Raw genomic sequence first — 17,434 nt, forward strand, 5'->3', positions numbered from 1 at the left:
CTCACATGACTAAATCAGTAACCGTCAGTAAAAAGCCGCGTAAACAGCACACTCCCGAATTCCGCCAGGAAGCTCTGAAGCTTGCTGAACGCATTGGCGTCGCTGCCGCTGCCCGCGAACTCAGTTTGTATGAATCGCAACTCTATGGCTGGCGAAAAAAACAACAGCAACAACTGACATCATCTGCACGCGAAAGCGAACTGGATGCTGAAAATGCCCGGCTTAAACGCCAGCTTGCGGAGCAGGCAGAGGAGCTGGCTATTCTCCAAAAGGCCGCGACATACTTCGCGAAGCTCCTGAAATGAAGTATGTTTTTATCGAAAAATATCAGGCTGAGTTCACCATCAAAGCCATGTGCCGGGTGCTGCGCGTGGCCCGTAGCGGCTGGTATGCCTGGTGCTCCCGGCGTCATCAGATAAACACGCGGCAGCAGTTCCGTCTGGCCTGTGATGCCGCGGTTCTCAGAGCATTCACTGATGCAAAACAACGGTATGGTGCGCCACGGCTTGCGGATGAGCTCCCGGCCTACAACATCAAAACGATAGCTGGCAGCCTGCGTCGCCAGGGGCTTCGGGCAAAGGCAGCCCGCAAGTTCAGCCCGGTCAGTTATCGTGAGCATGGCTTGCCTGTGTCTGAGAACCTGCTGAAGCAGGACTTTTACGCCAGCGGCCCGAATCAGAAGTGGTCGGGAGACATCACCTACTTACGCACCGATGAAGGCTGGCTGTATCTGGCAGTGGTGATTGACCTGTGGTCGCGAGCTGTCATCGGCTGGTCAATGGCACCGCGAATGACGGCACAACTGACCTGCGATGCGTTGCAGATGGCGCTGTGGCGGCGTAAACGCCCGAAAAAAGTCATTGTTCATACTGACCGTGGCAGCCAGTACTGTTCAGCGGACTATCAGGCGTTGCTGAAGCGGCATAATCTGCGCGGGAGCATGAGCGCGAAAGGCTGCTGTTACGACAATGCGTGTGTGGAAAGCTTCTTCCACTCGCTGAAAGTGGAATGCATCCACGGTGAACGCTTTATCAGCCGGGAAATGATGAGAACAACTGTATTTAATTATATTGAGTGCGATTACAATCGCTGGCGTCGCCACAGTGCCTGTGGTGGGCTCAGTCCTGAACAATTTGAAAACCAGAACCTTGCTTAGGGCCGTGTCCACATTACGTGGGTAGGATCAGTTCACACCAGGAAAACGATTAATGACTGGCGGCAGGATTATAACGAGTGCCGTCCACATTCATCGCTGGATTACCAGACTCCAGCTGAATTTCCAGCAGGCTGGCGAAACGGGAAATATGAAGAAAAACCAACCGACATTACTAATTGAAGGTTATATCTAATCCTGGGGTCAGTCCAGTTTATTTAGACAGTTTTGGCATTTCATGTCACGTGATTTAATGTCTGGGTATTTATTCTTTTGATCAGAGTAAAGCTAGAGTTGTTTGAAGGGAAGGGGATAGGAATGCGTGAGTTCCAGCCTCCAATTACCTGCAAAGACATATTTTGAAACCTATATAAATGGGGTAAGAAAAAATATCTTCAGTGTAAAACGATATAAAAATTGCCATATCTTATTGATTATGCGTGAATTTTATTGTTTAAGAAAAATTTCTCGATAAGTGGATGTTCAAGACAGTCAGCGCTATATAAAAAATACAATAAAAAGTATTGACCCTATAGTAGTTGCAGGGTTTTTAATGCTCATCAACAGGAAACGAGCAGTATGCTCTTATGATGAACATTAACTTTACTAGGGTTATCACTATGAAAAATATCAAACTTCTCGCAGCAGCTGGTTTTCTCTCTGTTGTCTCATTCTCTGGTATGGCGCAGACGGTCAGCGTAACTGCTTCCACTCTTGACAGTGCAGAAGCAAAAATTGCTGCTAAAGCAAAAGAAGCACAAACGTCATACAAAATTCTCTCTGCGTATACTGGTAATCGAGTGCATATGACCGCTAAATTAGGGGATTAATAGATAATCATTTTAGGGTATCTATAGGAATATATACCTTGATAAAATCTGCCACTATATACTAATTTTTAATGCTTGATATGCCACATGTTTTTTCCTTGAATAGACTTTAGCGGACTGCTGATAAAGAGTCCGTATTTTTTTAATGTAATACTAATAGTTAAGTATGGTTTTTTATCCGTGCAAATATTTTAGCTCCACGTCCTCTTTGTGGAGTTGCCCCCGCTAAAACGGACACGGTTAATTTATAGCTAGCAGCGAACTTCTGTATTCCCTTGGTGACTGCATTTTCAGCCTTTTATGGGGATGCCAGTTATTATAGTCTTCCATCCATTCCGTCAGTTTTCACATCACTGTCATGGCATCCGGCAGGTCATTAACATACACGTAGTCACGCTTGAACGTTTTAACGAACGATTCAGCCATCCCATTGCTCTCCGGACTGCGCACTGGCGTCGTACACACGATGAACCTGAGTGAGGTGGCGAACGTTCTTATTGAGTCCGCTATGTAGCAACAGCCATTATCGGTCAGCCACTCAACGGCATGTGGCAGGTAAAGCGTATTGCCAAAGCGCTTTTCCACACTCTCTGTTGTCAGCAGATCCTGCACCATAACGCTGTTTATTCCACCTGTTGTCGCCGACCAGCAGATGGCTTCGCGATCACAGCAGTCAAGGCTGAACACTACCCGCACGACTTCCCGATTCAAGCAGCGGATTTCAACACCAGTGCGTATCCGGCTTGAGTGTCACGACGTTGCCGGTATGACTGTGCTCTGGCTTTCTATGGCCAGATTTTGCCAGCAACAGGTTATTCGCCTGCATGATCCGGTAAATGCGTTTGTGGTTAACCCGCCAGTTTTGTTCCTTCAGCGCACGATTGAGGTGTGCCGTCACGCGACGGTAGCCGTTTGTCGCCCGCTCGCTGCATATCTGGCGGATAAGCGGTAACAGTCGGGCGTCATCATCTTTGCTATAGCGGGCTGGCCGCTGCTGGCGCTTCTTTAGCAGCCGTTCATAAAGATTCGAACGCGATACGCAGAGCACTTCTGCTATTCGGATGAGGAGGTATCGTCCGGTGGCAGCAATGGCATGCGCGATATCAACTTTTTTGCCTAGGCTATCTCAAGCGCGTTCCTATGGATTTCGGCTTCCATCGTCTTGCGGCCCAGCATTTGTTCAAGCTGTTTGACTTTTTTCTCCAGCGCTTGGACCTCGGAGACACTGACGACCTCGTCGCCAGCGACGATCGCAGACTTTCCACCCTCGTTCATGAGCCGTTTCCACTTAAAAAGAAGACTGGGTGTGATGTCATATTGCCGGGCAACGAGTGAGACGGTGTAGCCGGGCTGCATGGCGAGCGCAACAAAACGGGCTTTCTCTTCAGGAGTATAACGACGGCGTTTTTGCTCGCCAGTGATCACTTCGATTCTTTGCACAGGACACTCCTTAAACATAGCTCTATGACTATGTCTTACTGGTGAGGTGTCCGGTTCAAACGGAGGCTATTACCCTTTGATATTTTCACTTTTTTGATTCATTCTCAATGCCGATGCTTGGTTAAATCAGAGAAGCGTTCATCATCAGCTATCAACCGGTGCTTTTACGATTTAAGGGGTTAAGACACCGCTCACTATTCTATTCCGTTAGCCTGACTCTGTGATTTCCCGAACATAGTTCAGTGTTCTGAACAGATAAAACCAGCATATTTCTGTCCGGAGCGTCAGACAAGATTGTCTGATAAAGGGGGAGCTGCTCCTTGCAGATTAGAGCATCTCGATGTTAGCAACGTCCGCTCCTGGCACGCATGAGACATTCAGAGCCATAACTGCTGGGGACAGCCTGGCAGTCCAGTTCTTCTGTTCGGTTTCACGACTACACGTCGCCATAATTCGCTATGATGAGAAAAACAGAATAGGATATCGAAGATGAAAACTGTCGAATTTTTGCTGTACACCCTCAAACCCGGTACTGGAAAAGACTTTCATAGAATAATGAAAGAAGTGAGTGTTCCACTTCACCGTTCAGTGGGAATGGATGTTATTTCTTATGGTATATCAGCACATGACGACGATGCTTACTATCTGATCAGGGCTTATAACAGCCTCTCTCACCTGAAAACTGCCCAGGACACCTTTTATGATAGCGAAGCATGGCGTCATGGTCCCCGGCAGGCCATTATCGATAGAATAAGCATCAGCGTTAAATCGGTACTGACTCTCACTGAGAGTGCCGTTGAGCATTTAGACCCTATCGCTATACGTCATGGTAAAGCCGGGATAGACACACCAGCAAGACGTTACTGTTATTCAGTACATCAGAGATGAGGCTACCGCCTCACATGCTGAATGCGGGATGTTTGACCGGCATCTATGAGCGAAGAGCGGAAGTTCGCTTTCGGAAAACCTAATCCATGTGCCAGAGGGTCTCTGAAAGAGAATGGGGCGTTTAAGTGGGGTACTTACAAAAAATCAGCCTTAACGAATGGAAGGGACTTCCCCTGGATATGCGCCTGATTAACTCTTGTGCAATCATGGGGTAAACATAGCCCCGGAGGGATTCGTTATGACCATCACGACTGTCGGTATCGATCTTGCTAAAAATGTGTTCGCTGTTCACTGCGTTGACCAACACGGTAAAACTGTTCTGGTTAAACCCAAAGTATCGCGTGCTGCCCTTCCTGAGCTGATTGCCAGTTTACCTCCCTGTGTTATCGGGATGGAGGCATGCTCCGGGGCTCACTACTGGGCAAGGTTGTTTCGGCAATATGGTCATGAACCACGGCTGATGGCTGCTAAATTTGTATCTCCTTACCGCATGGCCGGTAAATCAGGCAAAAATGATGCAGCTGATGCTCAGGCTATCTGTGAAGCAGTTCGTCGCCCGCATATGCGGTTTGTACCAGTGAAGGATGAGAGCCAGCAGGCGATGCAATGCCTACACCGTATCAGACAGGGTTTTATCGAAGAGAAAACAGCAACATATAACCGATTGAGAGGTTTGATATCGGAATTCGGTGTCATCGCCCCACAAAGTACAGATGCCCTGCGTCACATGGTTTCTGAGCAGAAGAGTTCTTTGCCGCTTCAGGTTCAACAATGTGTTAATGACCTGCTGGAACACATTGATCGTATTGAAGATAATATTACTGAATATGACCGGATTTTGTCCCGCATGGCAAAAACAGATCACCGCAGCCAGCGATTGATGGAACTGAAAGGGATTGGTCCCACAACGGCCTGTGCGCTGGTCGCCAGTATCGGTAATGCACACGATTTTAAAAATGGGCGACAACTGGCAGCCTGGCTGGGACTAACGCCATCGCAGTACAGCAGTGGTGGGAAATCAAAGCTTGGCAGGATAACTAAAGCTGGCGATTCGTATCTGCGAACGCTACTGGTTCAGGGGGCTCGTTCGGTTCTGATTGGTGCCGAGAAAAGGACTGATTTATTCAGTCGTTGGGTCTGTTCACTGGTCGATCGCAGAGGATACTGGCGTGCCGTTGTAGCCATCGCCGCCAAAAACGCAAGGCTGTGCTGGGCATCATTGCATTACGGTGATGATTTCAGGCTGTACTCAGCCAGCTAAAGCACGAAACAAAATAACCATCTGACCTGCAATTCGTTGATGATAAAGGGTTAGACCCCGTGAGGCCTATCTGGCTATTGTACAGGATATACGTATCCGCTTAACGAACAAGAACCTCACGCGCGTCTTTCATCAGGGTCCGAATCGATGACGATTCATCATGGCCGTTTATAGTACCGCAGTCTCTCCCCTTTATTTTTACTGAAGAGCAGACAGAAACCATAAACACCGGCGTTGACACGCCGGGGAAGCCCTTATAGTACAATAATTTTCGATATCCAAACTGACCCCATTAAGAGTTATCCAGCATGTATGTCTCTTCAATCAACGATTAGTACGGAGACTCATACTAAACTGGAAATAAATCTCATAATAGCGCTTAGGCCGGAATGACTAGCGCTGTCCGGCAAATAGTCGCGGATGATTCAAGATCCACTTATTAAGTGGATCTTGATAGCATCCTGTTAGTAAACCGCTTGTTTTATAAGTAAAATTCCTTTGGCGGGTGTGTAATATTCAGTAGGCTGGCCGGTTATTTCACGCAGCACCTCAGTGACAATACTATTGACCATTCCCGTCAGTTTAAGCAATTCGGCAAAAGTTTCATTCTTGTCAATTATCTTTCTGGTGCCATTTGGAACGTAGAGCAGCATTGCAGCATTAGGGTTCTGTGCAAGATAATTTAGCCATCTGTGAGTCTCTACAAGGACAGCCAGCTCGTAGTATTGGCTATGTCGGAGATTGTTACCATCTGCGTGGTACATCAGCGAGGCAATATCATAACTACTGAGTTCAATTTTAGTACCCTCAGCTTCACTATCCGCTTTTAGTGTCTTAAGAAAACGAATAGACTTACGCAATCCTCCATTACATTGATCGCATTTGTCTTTAATTCGTTTGATGTGGAGGAAAGGTAGGTTGTAGATACGTTGACGTGTGTTTTTATCTATAATAGTGACCCCACGTTGATCTACATCTTTAGTATGTTGGTACTCTTTGGTATCCCACCAGATGCTTGGCACCACATCCACTTCTCTCTGCAAAGACCCTCCCGTTATTCTCAAAGATTTGGCGTTGTTGTCATCAACATCTGCCGCAGGGAAAGTTGCTTTCAGGGCATCCCTAGTGGCATTGTAAACATCCCGCATAATCGTGCCATTCACATTTAGAGATCATCCGGCATAATCAATCTGCCAACGAAGGAGATCGCTATGCGTAAAGCCCGTTTTACTGAGCATCAGATCATCGCTGTGATTAAGTCGGTTGAAGCCGGACGAACTGTTAAAGATGTCTGCCGGGAGACCGGTATCTCTGAAGCCACCTACTACAACTGGAAGTCCAGATACGGCGGCATGGAGGCTTCTGATATTAAAAAGATCAAGGATCTTGAGGACGAGAACCGACGTCTCAAACAGATGTTTGCCGACCTGAGCCTTGAGAACCGGGCGCTGAAAGACGTTATCGAAAAAAAGCTTTAAAACCAGCCTTTAAGCGTGAGCTGGTCACTCATCTGATAACGACATTTGGACTCAGTATCCGTCAGGCCTGCCGGAGTCTGAACCTGAGCAGAACGGTTTACCATTACCGTCCGGATACCACGCGTGACGAACCTGTTATTGTCGCGTTGCAGGCAGTGGCAGAGCGATACCCACGATACGGTTTTCCAAAACTTTTCCAGGTTCTGCGGCGGCAGGGATACCCGTGGAATCACAAAAGGATCCATCGTATTTATTGTCTGCTGAAGCTGAATTTTCGCCGTAAAGGCAAACAACGGTTGCCGGTGCGTAATCCCTCGCCACTGGCCACACCGGAAGCGCTGAACCAGAGCTGGTCTGTCGATTTTATGCATGATGCTCTGGTCTGTGGCCGTCGTTTTCGCACGTTCAATGTCGTTGATGACTTTAACCGTGAGGCATTGTCGATTGAAATCGATCTGAATCTGCCAGCTTTGCGCGTGGTCCGTGTACTCGACAGGATTGCGGCAAATCGCGGCTATCCGGTCATGCTACGCATGGATAATGGTCCGGAATTTATCTCTCTGGCACTGGCTGAATGGGCAGAGCAACATGCAGTAAAACTGGAATTTATTCAGCCGGGTAAGCCGACGCAGAACGCTTTTATTGAGCGCTTTAACCGGACATACCGTACAGAAATACTCGATTTTTATCTGTTCAGAACGCTGAGTGAAGTGCGGGAAATTACGGAGAAATGGTTGTCAGAATATAACTGTGAACGCCCGCATGAATCACTGAACAATATGACACCGGAGGAATACCGACAGCACCATTATTTGGCCGGGATCTCAAAAAATGCATGGAACTAAAACGGGTCTATTTACAGCATCCCTGAGTTCAAGGATGATATCCCCATCATTTTTGTTCGTAGGGGTGTAGCGGCCAATACCGTCGCTATCATAAATAAGCATCTGAGTGTCTATAATCAGCAGATCCACATCACTGAAACTTTTAATATGAATATCCAGTGGTACAGAGCCTTGGACACGAAACTCCAGATTAAGATCTAATTTCTTTACCAGTTGGTTCTCAATACGCTTGGCAGTTTCAAAAGAAATTTCGGTATAGCGGTTATCAACCGGTTGCATGGCACCTATAACATAGCGGGTTGCAGAATCTTGTTTTCCCCTGGTTTCCCAACTTTCATTTAAATCCAGGAAACCTTCTAGCAAAGCATAGTTTTCCAGTCCATCAATCCTCTGGTTACTGATTGACTCTCTGGCTACGTTTAATTGATCGAATGTCCCTTTACGACGAGACTTCATGCGTTCAATTCGCGCACTAAATGAATTAGACATTGTCGATCCTAGTGATTGTCATTGTTCCGTAAGTAGCCCGGCCTTGACCGTTAAAATAATGGCCTTCAGCAGATTTGAGTCCGTCGTCGAACCTGAACTCTGCGAATCCAACATGTGAAGTCAGGTGTTCTTCACCTGTCTTGGGTTGGTTGCGGTAGTTATAAAGCAGCTGGTAACCAATTCCCTCGTCATGAATGATGGAGGCTGTCACACTATCCGAATGCGATGATTGAGTTTTCAGATGAATTCTGACTTTGTCCCATGACTGGACAATTCTCAGCTCACCTTCCCAGGGTTTACCACCCTCAGATCGGGTATGGCCTTCAACATTCCAGCGGCCTGCAAGATTTGGCACACATAAAAATTTCCCGAGGTAGGTGTTATGCCAGAGATTTTTATCAAACCATGTATACAACCCCATGTAGATCCCACCGGCGCTAATAAGTGAAAAAACTGAGGCAGGTATGTGGCTGTTAATGTGAAAGTTTTTCAGCCATTCGATTAGTGTGAGTGCTAGTAAAATCAGAACGAACGATATAACTGAGGCAACAATGGCAATATATCGGCCGACTTTACTGCGGTTAAAACCGCAAATCACAATGTACTCGTGACTTTTCATGAAATGGCGTCCAAGTGAGATGAAAACTAAAAAAACTATATATAGGTAATTTTACTATATCAAACCCTAGATATGGATGGATTGACAGTTATTTCTCGGTATGGTTATCAGAACGAGTTTTAAGTAGATCTGGAAGAAGAGACATCCAGATTTCAGTCAGATACCGCCATCGTCATGTCAGCAGGAACCGGATTGATTTCCTCGTTTCATAGCGGTCAGGCTTGCCTGAAAATGATACCTTCGCAGGGAATGTTGATTGAGCTGGGCGGTGTCATTTTTCTGTTTATAGGCGGATTACTTGCAACCCTTGGCTGGCAGTGGCCGTTTTTGCTTCATCTTTTTGCCTAGGTTCTTCTGGTTATGCAGCTGGCGTTTGTGCCGTAACAATTGTCCTCTGGGACAGAAAACATGAATGAAAACGCCGGAGAAAGCGAATCGGTGAGTGCGACTCGATTAGCGCCTGTGCTTTTTGCAGCCCTGCTGTCCATGATTTGCTTCTTCACCAGCATTATCATCATTCCGCAGGTGTTTAGCTGCATGGCTATTGGGGCAGCAGAAACCGGATACTTTCTGTCGTTTATCTCACTGGTCGCCGTCGGGGCTGCTGCGATGATGCCGCGCCTCATAGCGCGTTTACGTGAGTACGGAAATCTGTACACGGCGTTTAGCTGCTACGCTGCCGGACATTTCATATTTTCATTCGCTGATAATGTAGTGTTCTACATCGCTGGCGGGGTTTTAATGAGTTGTGGGTTTGGTCTGTCGGTGCCGCTTGTGAATCATATGACAGTCGAGCAGAGTCACGCTCGCGTCCGGGGACGTAACCTTGCCTGGCTTTCTATGGCTATATTCTCCGGCCAGTTTTTATCATCATTCATGGAAATCATCCTAGGAGATTCATCAGTCGTCTTCCGGGGGACCGCGACAATTGCGGTGGCGGTAATTGTCGCTCTCATGGTGATACACCGGAAACGTCGCTTTAAAACGGCATAACGTCTGTCAGTATCAGCAACGCCGACATTGCTGAGCCGGCTTAGTCTGGTGCGGGTACTGAGGGTGCAAATGTCCGCTCTTGGCACGAAGCGGACATACATCACAAGCGCCGTACATACGCTCTATAAAACAACTGCTCCGGCGCTGCGGTACCAAGGGCGAATCCCGGAGTGCTTTACTCAAAAATGAAACGGTGCTTATATGTTCTGGCTTCAGCTTAAATAATTAATCGGGCCTGCAATATACGGGGCCTGCTCAGTGTCTTTGCCGTAAAGGATTAGGTATGGAAATTGAAATTAATTGCTGTAATAACATCGATAAAGCAAATATAACTCTGGCAGAAAAAAAACTAAATATTAAATTTGCGCCTAACGGCACCGGAAAAAGCACCATTTCCCGCGCGATTCAGTGTACGGTAAACGGGGATGAACAGGGTCTCAGCGACCTGCTTCCGTTTAGATACCGTGGTTCTAATCCCGATGCAGTACAGCCTAGGGTAACTGGTGTCGATGGCCTGCAAAACGTCATGTGCTTTAATGAAAAATATGTCGATCAATTCACTTTTCAACCAGACGAGTTAGTAAGTAATAGTTTTGACATCTTCATCAAAAGTGAAGCGTATCACGAGACAGAACGCGAAATCGAAGCCATGGTCGTGGCCATACGGCAGCAGTTTGCTGATAACGTCGGGCTTGAAGAATTCATCACGCACCTGGGGGAACTCAGCGCCGCATTTAAGCTGAGTAGTACCGGGATTGCAAAAACGTCTACCGGTATGAAAGGCTTATCCGCTGGCAACAAGCTTCAGCACATTCCCGACGGTTTGGAATCTTATAAGCCGTACATCCAAAGTAAAAGCAGCGTAGAGTGGATCGAGTGGCAGACCCGGGGGTATGAGAAATTCTCCGCGCTATCCGACGGCTGCTGTCCGTTCTGTACTGGCGACTCCCGTGAAAAGGCCGAGCAGATTAGCCGCGTCAGCGCGGAGTATGATAAGGCTGTCATTAAAAACCTGATCGGCCTGATCGGCGTGCTAGATAAACTCGGCGAATATTTTTCAGAGCCTGCCCGTGCCCGCCTCGCTGATATTACAACCCTAAAAAGTGGGCTGGAAAAACAGCACGAAGAATATCTCGTGACAGTGAAGAAGCAGACAGACAGCCTGATAAATATGCTGAATACCCTTAAGACTCTTAACGGCTTTACGTTCAGCGCTTCAACCAACGTCAAGGCTGCACTGGAAGCCTGTCGCCTAGACGTGAAGTTTTTCCCGGAGCTGCAGTCGGATAAAACGGCCCGCACCGTAGCCAGTCTCAATACCTCTTTAGACGACCTGACGACGCAGGCCGGACGCCTGCAGGGTCAAATAAATAAGCAGCGTCAGGGCATGCAGAAGCTGATCCTCAAGCATAAAACCGATATCAATACCTTTCTGGCTTACGCAGGCTATCGTTATCAGGTGGATATCACTGGGGAAGGCGATAAATGTCGGCTGAAACTGCGCCACGAAGACTTTGAAGGCTACGTCAGCGGCGGCAGCCAGCATCTCAGCTACGGTGAACGCAACGCCTTTGCCATTGTTCTGTTTATGTATGAATGCTTAGCCAAGAAGCCAGGCCTGATCATTCTTGACGACCCGATTTCATCGTTTGATAAGAACAAGAAATTTGCCATCCTGGAGATGCTGTTTCGCCGCAATACCGGTGAGTGCCTGAAAAATGAAACGGTACTGATGCTGACTCACGATGTTGAGCCTATTATTGATACACTGAAGTCCGTCAGGAAGCTGTTCAGTAATCTGGTTACGGCCTCACACTTGCACTACAGCGCAGGCTGCATCACCGAGCAGCTCATCGGTGAAAGTGATATCCGCACTTTTGCTCAGATCTGCCAGTCTGTCACTGACTCTGATAGTGAAGACATCATCAAGTTGATCTATCTTCGCCGACATTATGAAATTATGGACGACCTCGGTGATGCCTATCAGGTGCTGTCAAACCTTTTCCATCACCGTGAAACGCCCATCGACACCCGTGAACCCGTTGTGCAGGGAGTGGGACATCCTGAAATGTCCGCAGAAAAAGTTGCCTTCGGCTGCCAGGCAATCGCCGATCGCATTCCCGGCTTTGACTACCAGGCCACTTTCGTTCAGCTCACCGACCCGGATCGTATACGTGCGCTTTATCTGCTCTGCCGTAATGGCTACGAGAAACTGCAGGTGTTCAGGTTGCTTCAGACCGGACTCGAGAACGCAGTAATACGTAAATTCATGAATGAGACCTACCACATTGAAAATGAATTTATCTGTCAGCTGGATCCTGCCCGGTTTGATCTCATTCCTGAATATGTCATCAGGGAGTGCGACGCGCTTATACTTCCTCCTCCACCGGCAAATGACGATGCGCTGGAAGAAATTGCCTGACCTGTCGGAGGCGCGAGTATATTAATGCGCTTCAGTTTTCAGTGCGGCTCCAGTCAGGGCCAATAACCACCAGCAGGCGATTACGGTCTGTTACCCGGACCGTTTTCCCCTACCGCAGCGACCTGATGAGCTTCCGGCCTCGCGGCTGGGCCTGACATTCAGAGTGCTGACTGTACCAAGGCAGCGCCACCTCAAGGGAGCAGGAAGGCGACAGGATACATGATCTTGCACGGTAATCGGATGCATTACGGTAAGCAATTCCATCACATGAAGATAAACAATGAACCATCCTGAAATTCACGTCAAAGACTGGATTGATGTGGGCAATCGTGAGTGTGTGGTGCAACGACTTCTTCCTCCAGTGTCTCCCGTCGGCGTCTGTATTGTTGTTCTGAATAAAACCAAACCGACCACCCGGATCGCTGGTTGGAAAGGTGAAAAGTGGTACTTCATGCCCAGCCATGACTTTGGTGGCTATGCAGATGAGTATGATCCCTGTGTACGTGAACTGAAACGGGGCCGTCGCTGACCCCACGAGGTAATGTAGTGCAACTGCGTTTAGGCCAGACTACACGTCACAACACAAGGGCTGCATTCTGATGTTGACCATAACGCATTGTGATGTAGCAATGTCCGCTTTTGGCACGAAGCAGACAAACTAGATTATCCGTGGCTATTCAATAAGCTTGCAAAGCAAGGTTTCTCCTTCATGAGGTGGCCTGCTCACTTCGCTTTATCTGGTGATAGTGAACCATCAGGTATTTATTACATACAAGGGAAGGGGGCAGGTTTCATTATTAAAAGGTTAATTATTAAGGTGTTAATAAATTAATGATGAAACAACTCACCAAAGTAATGAAAAACTAAGGTGAGTTGGAATTACACAAGCTCTACTTATCAAAATTCATTCGGGTTATTCTTCAGCTATGTGAAATACCATGTCCTGAAGAACATGACTTACATGGTGATCCATTATGCTATAAAATATGTACTTACCCTTTCTCTCTCCGCGAACAAGCCTTGCACTTCGTAACAACCTCAGATGATGACTGACCAGAGATTGTGATAACTGGAGCGACTCAGCAATGTCGCCTACAGAGACCGAACCACGCATACAGTAAAGCAGGATTCGTAGTCTTGACTGGTCCCCCAGTAGATGGAAAATCTCGGAAAGTTGCCCAATGTCGTTTTGCGAGAGCATTGATAGATCTGGCTCCGCGACATGATCTGTCGCGGAACAGTCTTGTATGTTGCCGCAATCTGATGTGCTGGACATTATGATTCTCCCTCCTAAATTGATAGTGCATCACCAGAGGCCTGATTAATGTTTGTGGCCTGGACTAGAATGGTTATGCTTTTTTCCGTGTTCGTGTTCGTGTTCGTGTTCGTGTTCGTGTTCGTTACGCAGTTTTGTCGGTGAAAGGCTGCATGTATTATCGTTTTGATCGTAATTCCAGTCGATTCCCACAGTTGCATGTTCTATTTTGAACTGCTCATAAAGTTCTTGTTTTACAAGCTTCACAACGTCTTTTACGTCCACATCTTCCTTGGCTCTTACTTCCAGTGTTGCCATCGTCCGACCTGAGGTTATTTGCCAGACATGAATATGACTTACGGCTGCTAAGCCCTTAACAGAACTGATTAGTCTCTGTTCCACCTTGTCTGGGGAGGCATCTTCAGGCGCTCCTTCTAACAGGATGTGCAGCGATTTTGCTAATAATTTCCAGGCACTACGTAAAACCAGTGCTGCGACAAGAACGGAAAGTATTGGGTCAATCGGTGTCCAGCCCGTGTAGTAAATGACAATAGCGGCGACAATAGCGCCAACAGAACCCAATAGATCACCCATCACATGTAAAATAGCACCTTTGACATTAACATGATCGGTCTCACCACGGGTCATGATCCATAATACCAATATGTTGACCAACAATCCTGCAATGGCAACGATCAGCATTGGGCCTGCCAGTATAATTGGTGGAGCTTGTAACCTTTCCCATGCCTCATATGCAATCCACGCCACAATAGCGAAGAGTGTCAGGGCATTAAAGAATCCCGCGATGACTTCAAATCGCAAATATCCAAAGGTTCGTTTGCTATCAGCAGCTCGACGGCCAAAACGGAATGCCGCATAAGCCAGCGCCAAAGCTACTGCATCTGTAAGCATGTGGCCTGCATCTGCCAGCAATGCTAATGAGCCAGAAAGTATCCCTCCAACAGCTTCGACCACCATAAATGTGAATATCATGAGGAAGGAGATAAGGACTTTACGCTCGTTTGCACTGGTTACTGCTGGAGTATGGTCATGCTCGTGATCATGTGATTGTGACATAGGGCCTCAAGCTGTTGGTTATACATGATGCCTTCAATATAACATATGAATATGTGTTCATGTAAAGGGTTTTTATATCCATTCCTTCCACGGCATCGGCATGTTCAAAATAATGCGCTTGACCTTCCCACGATGGTAAGCCTTAAGGTTGTTCTTTATCTGACCATAACGATGAGAAATACATCATGAGCATTCAAAAAAAACAGCATTCTAATGATGGTGAAACTCAAGTCAGCTTGCCCATTGAGGGAATGACTTGTGCAAGCTGCGTTGGACGAGTTGAAGCCGCTCTGGCTAAGGTTGAAGGCGTACAAAACGTAAGCGTTAACCTTGCAACAGAGCGTGCAGATATCCGCCTAAATGCATTCGTTAATCGTATGGCGTTGGTTGAAGCAGTTGAAAAGGTTGGTTATGAGGTTCCTCAAGCTTCTGTAGAGTTATCAGTTCAGGGCATGACATGTGCATCATGCGTAGGGCGTGTCGAAAAATCGCTCCGAGCGGTTAAAGGTGTAAAAGAAGCCACTGTTAATTTAGCGACTGAAAGAGCTACTGTACGTGGAACCGCAGGAGTTGATGACCTCATAACTGCTATCGAAAAAATCGGTTATGAAGCCAGCCTGGTTGATAACCAAAGCCAGAATAATGATAGTGCCGCAGAAAAAAAAGATGCTGAAAAGGTTGCGTTGAAGAAAGATTTAGTTCTGGCGACCGTACTTGCGTTACCAGTATTTATTCTGGAAATGGGGTCGCATGTGATACCGGGAATGCATCAATGGATAATGGATACCATTGGGCTCCAGGAAAGCTGGTATCTCCAGTTTGTATTAACATTGCTGGTGTTGGCTATTCCGGGGCGGCGCTTTTACCTGAAAGGTATTCCCGCGTTATTAAGACTTGGCCCAGACATGAACTCTCTCGTCTCCGTCGGGACTCTCGCTGCATTCGGTTATTCAATGATTGCGACCTTTGCTCCAGGTCTTTTGCCTCAAGGTACCGTCAATGTGTATTACGAAGCTGCTGCGGTAATCGTCGCTCTTATTCTTTTAGGACGATTTATGGAGGCGCGGGCTAAAGGTCGAACGTCTGAGGCTATCAAGCGTTTGGTTGGATTGCAGGCCAAAGAGGCGCATGTGCTGCGTAACGGCATTGTCATCGATATTCCCATTAGTGATGTAGCCCTTGATGACATTATCGAAGTTCGACCAGGTGAGCGGATACCTGTTGATGGTGAGGTGAGTGAAGGAACAAGTTTTGTCGATGAATCGATGATAACGGGGGAGCCTATCCCCGTCGAGAAAGTTCCCGGAAGCTTAATGGTTGGCGGGACTGTTAACCAGAAAGGAGCATTGAGGTTGCGTGCAACAGCCGTTGGTGGCCAGACGATGTTGTCACAAATAATCAGAATGGTAGAGCAAGCCCAGGGCTCTAAACTACCTATACAAGCCGTGGTCGATAAGGTGACATTATGGTTTGTTCCTGTGGTGATGCTGGCAGCGTTGTTAACTTTCCTTGCCTGGTTAACATTTGGGCCATCACCGGCCCTGTCTTTCGCACTGGTTAATGCCGTGGCTGTATTGATCATTGCCTGCCCATGTGCAATGGGATTGGCTACCCCAACCTCTATCATGGTAGGTACTGGGCGTGGTGCAGAAATGGGGATCTTGTTCCGTAAGGGAGAAGCTCTGCAGTTGCTTAAAGATGCCAGGGTTGTCGCTGTAGACAAAACAGGTACTTTGACTGAAGGGCGCCCAGTAATGACAGACCTGGAGTTGGCCGAAGGGTTTGAGCTTGACTTAGTATTAGCAAAAGTTGCCGCTGTTGAATCACGTTCGGAACATCCTATTGCCCGCGCTATCGTTGAAGCTGCTCTAGGAAAAGAGATATCGCTGCCAGCGTTGACTGAGTTTGATTCAATTACTGGGATGGGCGTCAGGGCTACCGTAGACGGAGAGCGCGTAGAGGTCGGGGCCGATCGATTTATGCGTGAGTTAGGCTTGGATATCGAGTATTTTTCAAAGACTGCGATACGCCTTGGAAACGAAGGAAAATCGCCACTCTATGTTGCTATTGATGGACGTCTGGCTGCCATTATCGCAGTCGCTGACCCTATTAAATCAAGTACGCCGATTGCCATAAATGCATTGCACCAACTGGGGCTCAAAGTCGCAATGATTACCGGTGACAATGCCAATACAGCAAATGCGATTGCGAGACAGCTTGGTATTGATGAAGTGGTTGCCGAAGTGTTGCCAGAAGGGAAAGTTGAAGCAGTTCGTCGGTTGAAGGAGTCTTACGGTAAGGTCGCTTATGTTGGTGATGGCATTAATGATGCCCCAGCTTTAGCCGTGGCAGATATTGGGCTTGCAATTGGTACAGGTACCGATATAGCGGTGGAATCTGCTGATGTTGTCTTAATGTCCGGCAACCTACAGGGTGTGCCTAATGCTATTGGATTGTCTAAGGCAACCATAGGTAACATCAGGCAAAATCTTTTTTGGGCGTTTGGTTATAATGCCGCATTGATCCCTGTAGCAGCAGGCCTGCTGTACCCTGCCTATGGATTGCTGCTTTCACCAATCTTTGCTGCAGGCGCGATGGCGCTATCCAGTGTATTTGTCCTGGGCAACGCACTTCGTTTGCGTCGGTTCCAGCCTCCGCTGGCAGAAGACTCTGAGCACTAAGAA

The 17,434-nt window shown here is 47.4% G+C and carries 13 protein-coding genes and 3 pseudogenes; 10 read left to right on the forward strand and 6 right to left on the reverse strand.

Annotated features, from left to right (window positions below):
- Window positions 1–5 precede the first annotated feature (5 nt).
- Window positions 6–1,336, forward strand: a pseudogene (locus HVZ39_RS04305) (IS3 family transposase).
- 437 nt (window positions 1,337–1,773) lie between these two features.
- Complete coding sequence (locus HVZ39_RS04315; protein WP_032443218.1) at window positions 1,774–1,983, forward strand: YdgH/BhsA/McbA-like domain containing protein; 210 nt, start codon at window positions 1,774–1,776, stop codon at window positions 1,981–1,983.
- 240 nt (window positions 1,984–2,223) lie between these two features.
- On the opposite strand, the pseudogene HVZ39_RS04320 reads toward HVZ39_RS04315, so the two are convergent.
- A pseudogene (locus tag HVZ39_RS04320) lies at window positions 2,224–3,441 on the reverse strand (IS3 family transposase).
- A gap of 471 nt (window positions 3,442–3,912) precedes the next feature.
- On the opposite strand from HVZ39_RS04320, the pseudogene HVZ39_RS04325 reads away from it, so the two are divergent.
- Window positions 3,913–4,224 (forward strand): annotated as a pseudogene (locus tag HVZ39_RS04325) (NIPSNAP family protein); the annotation flags it as partial.
- Window positions 4,225–4,549: 325 nt separating this feature from the next.
- Window positions 4,550–5,572 carry an IS110 family transposase gene (locus tag HVZ39_RS04330; protein ID WP_001572362.1) on the forward strand — a complete coding sequence of 341 codons (1,023 nt, stop codon included), beginning with the start codon at window positions 4,550–4,552 and terminating at the stop codon, window positions 5,570–5,572.
- A 464-nt stretch (window positions 5,573–6,036) separates the two neighbouring features.
- Here HVZ39_RS04330 and HVZ39_RS04335 read toward each other — a convergent pair whose 3' ends face one another.
- The gene (locus HVZ39_RS04335) at window positions 6,037–6,735 is read right to left on the reverse strand and encodes a hypothetical protein (RefSeq protein WP_249419290.1); all 699 of its coding nucleotides are present in this window, start codon (window positions 6,733–6,735) and stop codon (window positions 6,037–6,039) included.
- A gap of 48 nt (window positions 6,736–6,783) precedes the next feature.
- Between HVZ39_RS04335 and HVZ39_RS04340 the strand changes: the two genes are divergently transcribed.
- Window positions 6,784–7,895, forward strand: a protein-coding gene (locus HVZ39_RS04340) for an IS3 family transposase (RefSeq protein ID WP_181632868.1) whose coding sequence is annotated in 2 segments (ribosomal slippage) — window positions 6,784–7,045 and window positions 7,045–7,895 — 1,113 coding nt in all. Because the reading frame shifts where the segments join, the coding sequence is not laid out codon by codon here.
- On the opposite strand, the gene HVZ39_RS04345 is transcribed toward HVZ39_RS04340, so the two are convergent.
- Both HVZ39_RS04345 and HVZ39_RS04350 read right to left on the reverse strand, forming a co-directional pair.
- Complete coding sequence (locus HVZ39_RS04345; RefSeq protein WP_249419292.1) at window positions 7,875–8,384, reverse strand: hypothetical protein; 510 nt, start codon at window positions 8,382–8,384, stop codon at window positions 7,875–7,877. The genes HVZ39_RS04340 and HVZ39_RS04345 overlap by 21 nt on opposite strands.
- Entirely contained in the window at window positions 8,377–9,003 is a 627-nt protein-coding gene (locus tag HVZ39_RS04350; protein ID WP_016154438.1) for a hypothetical protein, read from the reverse strand. The genes HVZ39_RS04345 and HVZ39_RS04350 overlap by 8 nt, the downstream gene beginning before the upstream one ends.
- Window positions 9,004–9,177: 174 nt before the next feature.
- On the opposite strand from HVZ39_RS04350, the gene HVZ39_RS26410 reads away from it, so the two are divergent.
- The 4 genes from HVZ39_RS26410 to HVZ39_RS04365 all read left to right on the forward strand — a co-directional run bounded on the left by HVZ39_RS26410 (window position 9,178) and on the right by HVZ39_RS04365 (window position 12,947).
- Window positions 9,178–9,351 (forward strand): MFS transporter, encoded by a 174-nt coding sequence (locus tag HVZ39_RS26410; protein ID WP_139156951.1) that lies wholly within the window; start codon window positions 9,178–9,180, stop codon window positions 9,349–9,351.
- Window positions 9,352–9,411: 60 nt separating this feature from the next.
- Entirely contained in the window at window positions 9,412–9,996 is a 585-nt protein-coding gene (locus tag HVZ39_RS04355) for an MFS transporter (protein WP_009654820.1), read from the forward strand.
- Window positions 9,997–10,279: 283 nt separating this feature from the next.
- Complete coding sequence (locus tag HVZ39_RS04360) at window positions 10,280–12,418, forward strand: AAA family ATPase (protein WP_009654821.1); 2,139 nt, start codon at window positions 10,280–10,282, stop codon at window positions 12,416–12,418.
- Between the two features lie 280 nt (window positions 12,419–12,698).
- The gene (locus HVZ39_RS04365) at window positions 12,699–12,947 is read left to right on the forward strand and encodes a hypothetical protein (RefSeq protein WP_016154436.1); all 249 of its coding nucleotides are present in this window, start codon (window positions 12,699–12,701) and stop codon (window positions 12,945–12,947) included.
- Between the two features lie 384 nt (window positions 12,948–13,331).
- Here the strand turns inward: HVZ39_RS04365 and HVZ39_RS04370 are convergent, their stop codons facing one another.
- On the reverse strand, window positions 13,332–13,619 hold the full coding sequence (locus HVZ39_RS04370) for a metalloregulator ArsR/SmtB family transcription factor (RefSeq protein ID WP_051541465.1): 288 nt from the start codon (window positions 13,617–13,619) through the stop codon (window positions 13,332–13,334).
- Window positions 13,620–13,739: 120 nt separating this feature from the next.
- The gene (locus HVZ39_RS04375; RefSeq protein ID WP_032950072.1) at window positions 13,740–14,750 is read right to left on the reverse strand and encodes a cation diffusion facilitator family transporter; all 1,011 of its coding nucleotides are present in this window, start codon (window positions 14,748–14,750) and stop codon (window positions 13,740–13,742) included.
- Between the two features lie 185 nt (window positions 14,751–14,935).
- Here HVZ39_RS04375 and HVZ39_RS04380 point away from each other — a divergent pair, with 185 nt between their 5' ends.
- Entirely contained in the window at window positions 14,936–17,431 is a 2,496-nt protein-coding gene (locus HVZ39_RS04380) for a heavy metal translocating P-type ATPase (RefSeq protein ID WP_009654818.1), read from the forward strand.
- Window positions 17,432–17,434: the final 3 nt, after the last annotated feature.

This window comes from Citrobacter sp. RHB35-C21 (assembly GCF_013816515.1).
In the GTDB taxonomy this organism is placed as follows: domain Bacteria; phylum Pseudomonadota; class Gammaproteobacteria; order Enterobacterales; family Enterobacteriaceae; genus Citrobacter; species Citrobacter braakii.

What these genes read in the sequence shown, in the direction of transcription:
- HVZ39_RS04315 (WP_032443218.1), top strand. Translation starts at nt 1,774, where the DNA reads ATGAAAAATATCAAACTTCTCGCAGCAGCTGGTTTTCTCTCTGTTGTC.
- HVZ39_RS04330 (WP_001572362.1), top strand. Translation starts at nt 4,550, where the DNA reads ATGACCATCACGACTGTCGGTATCGATCTTGCTAAAAATGTGTTCGCT.
- HVZ39_RS04345 (WP_249419292.1), bottom strand. Translation starts at nt 8,384, where the DNA reads ATGTCTAATTCATTTAGTGCGCGAATTGAACGCATGAAGTCTCGTCGT.
- HVZ39_RS04350 (WP_016154438.1), bottom strand. Translation starts at nt 9,003, where the DNA reads ATGAAAAGTCACGAGTACATTGTGATTTGCGGTTTTAACCGCAGTAAA.
- HVZ39_RS26410 (WP_139156951.1), top strand. Translation starts at nt 9,178, where the DNA reads ATGTCAGCAGGAACCGGATTGATTTCCTCGTTTCATAGCGGTCAGGCT.
- HVZ39_RS04355 (WP_009654820.1), top strand. Translation starts at nt 9,412, where the DNA reads ATGAATGAAAACGCCGGAGAAAGCGAATCGGTGAGTGCGACTCGATTA.
- HVZ39_RS04360 (WP_009654821.1), top strand. Translation starts at nt 10,280, where the DNA reads ATGGAAATTGAAATTAATTGCTGTAATAACATCGATAAAGCAAATATA.
- HVZ39_RS04365 (WP_016154436.1), top strand. Translation starts at nt 12,699, where the DNA reads ATGAACCATCCTGAAATTCACGTCAAAGACTGGATTGATGTGGGCAAT.
- HVZ39_RS04370 (WP_051541465.1), bottom strand. Translation starts at nt 13,619, where the DNA reads ATGCTCTCGCAAAACGACATTGGGCAACTTTCCGAGATTTTCCATCTA.
- HVZ39_RS04375 (WP_032950072.1), bottom strand. Translation starts at nt 14,750, where the DNA reads ATGTCACAATCACATGATCACGAGCATGACCATACTCCAGCAGTAACC.
- HVZ39_RS04380 (WP_009654818.1), top strand. Translation starts at nt 14,936, where the DNA reads ATGAGCATTCAAAAAAAACAGCATTCTAATGATGGTGAAACTCAAGTC.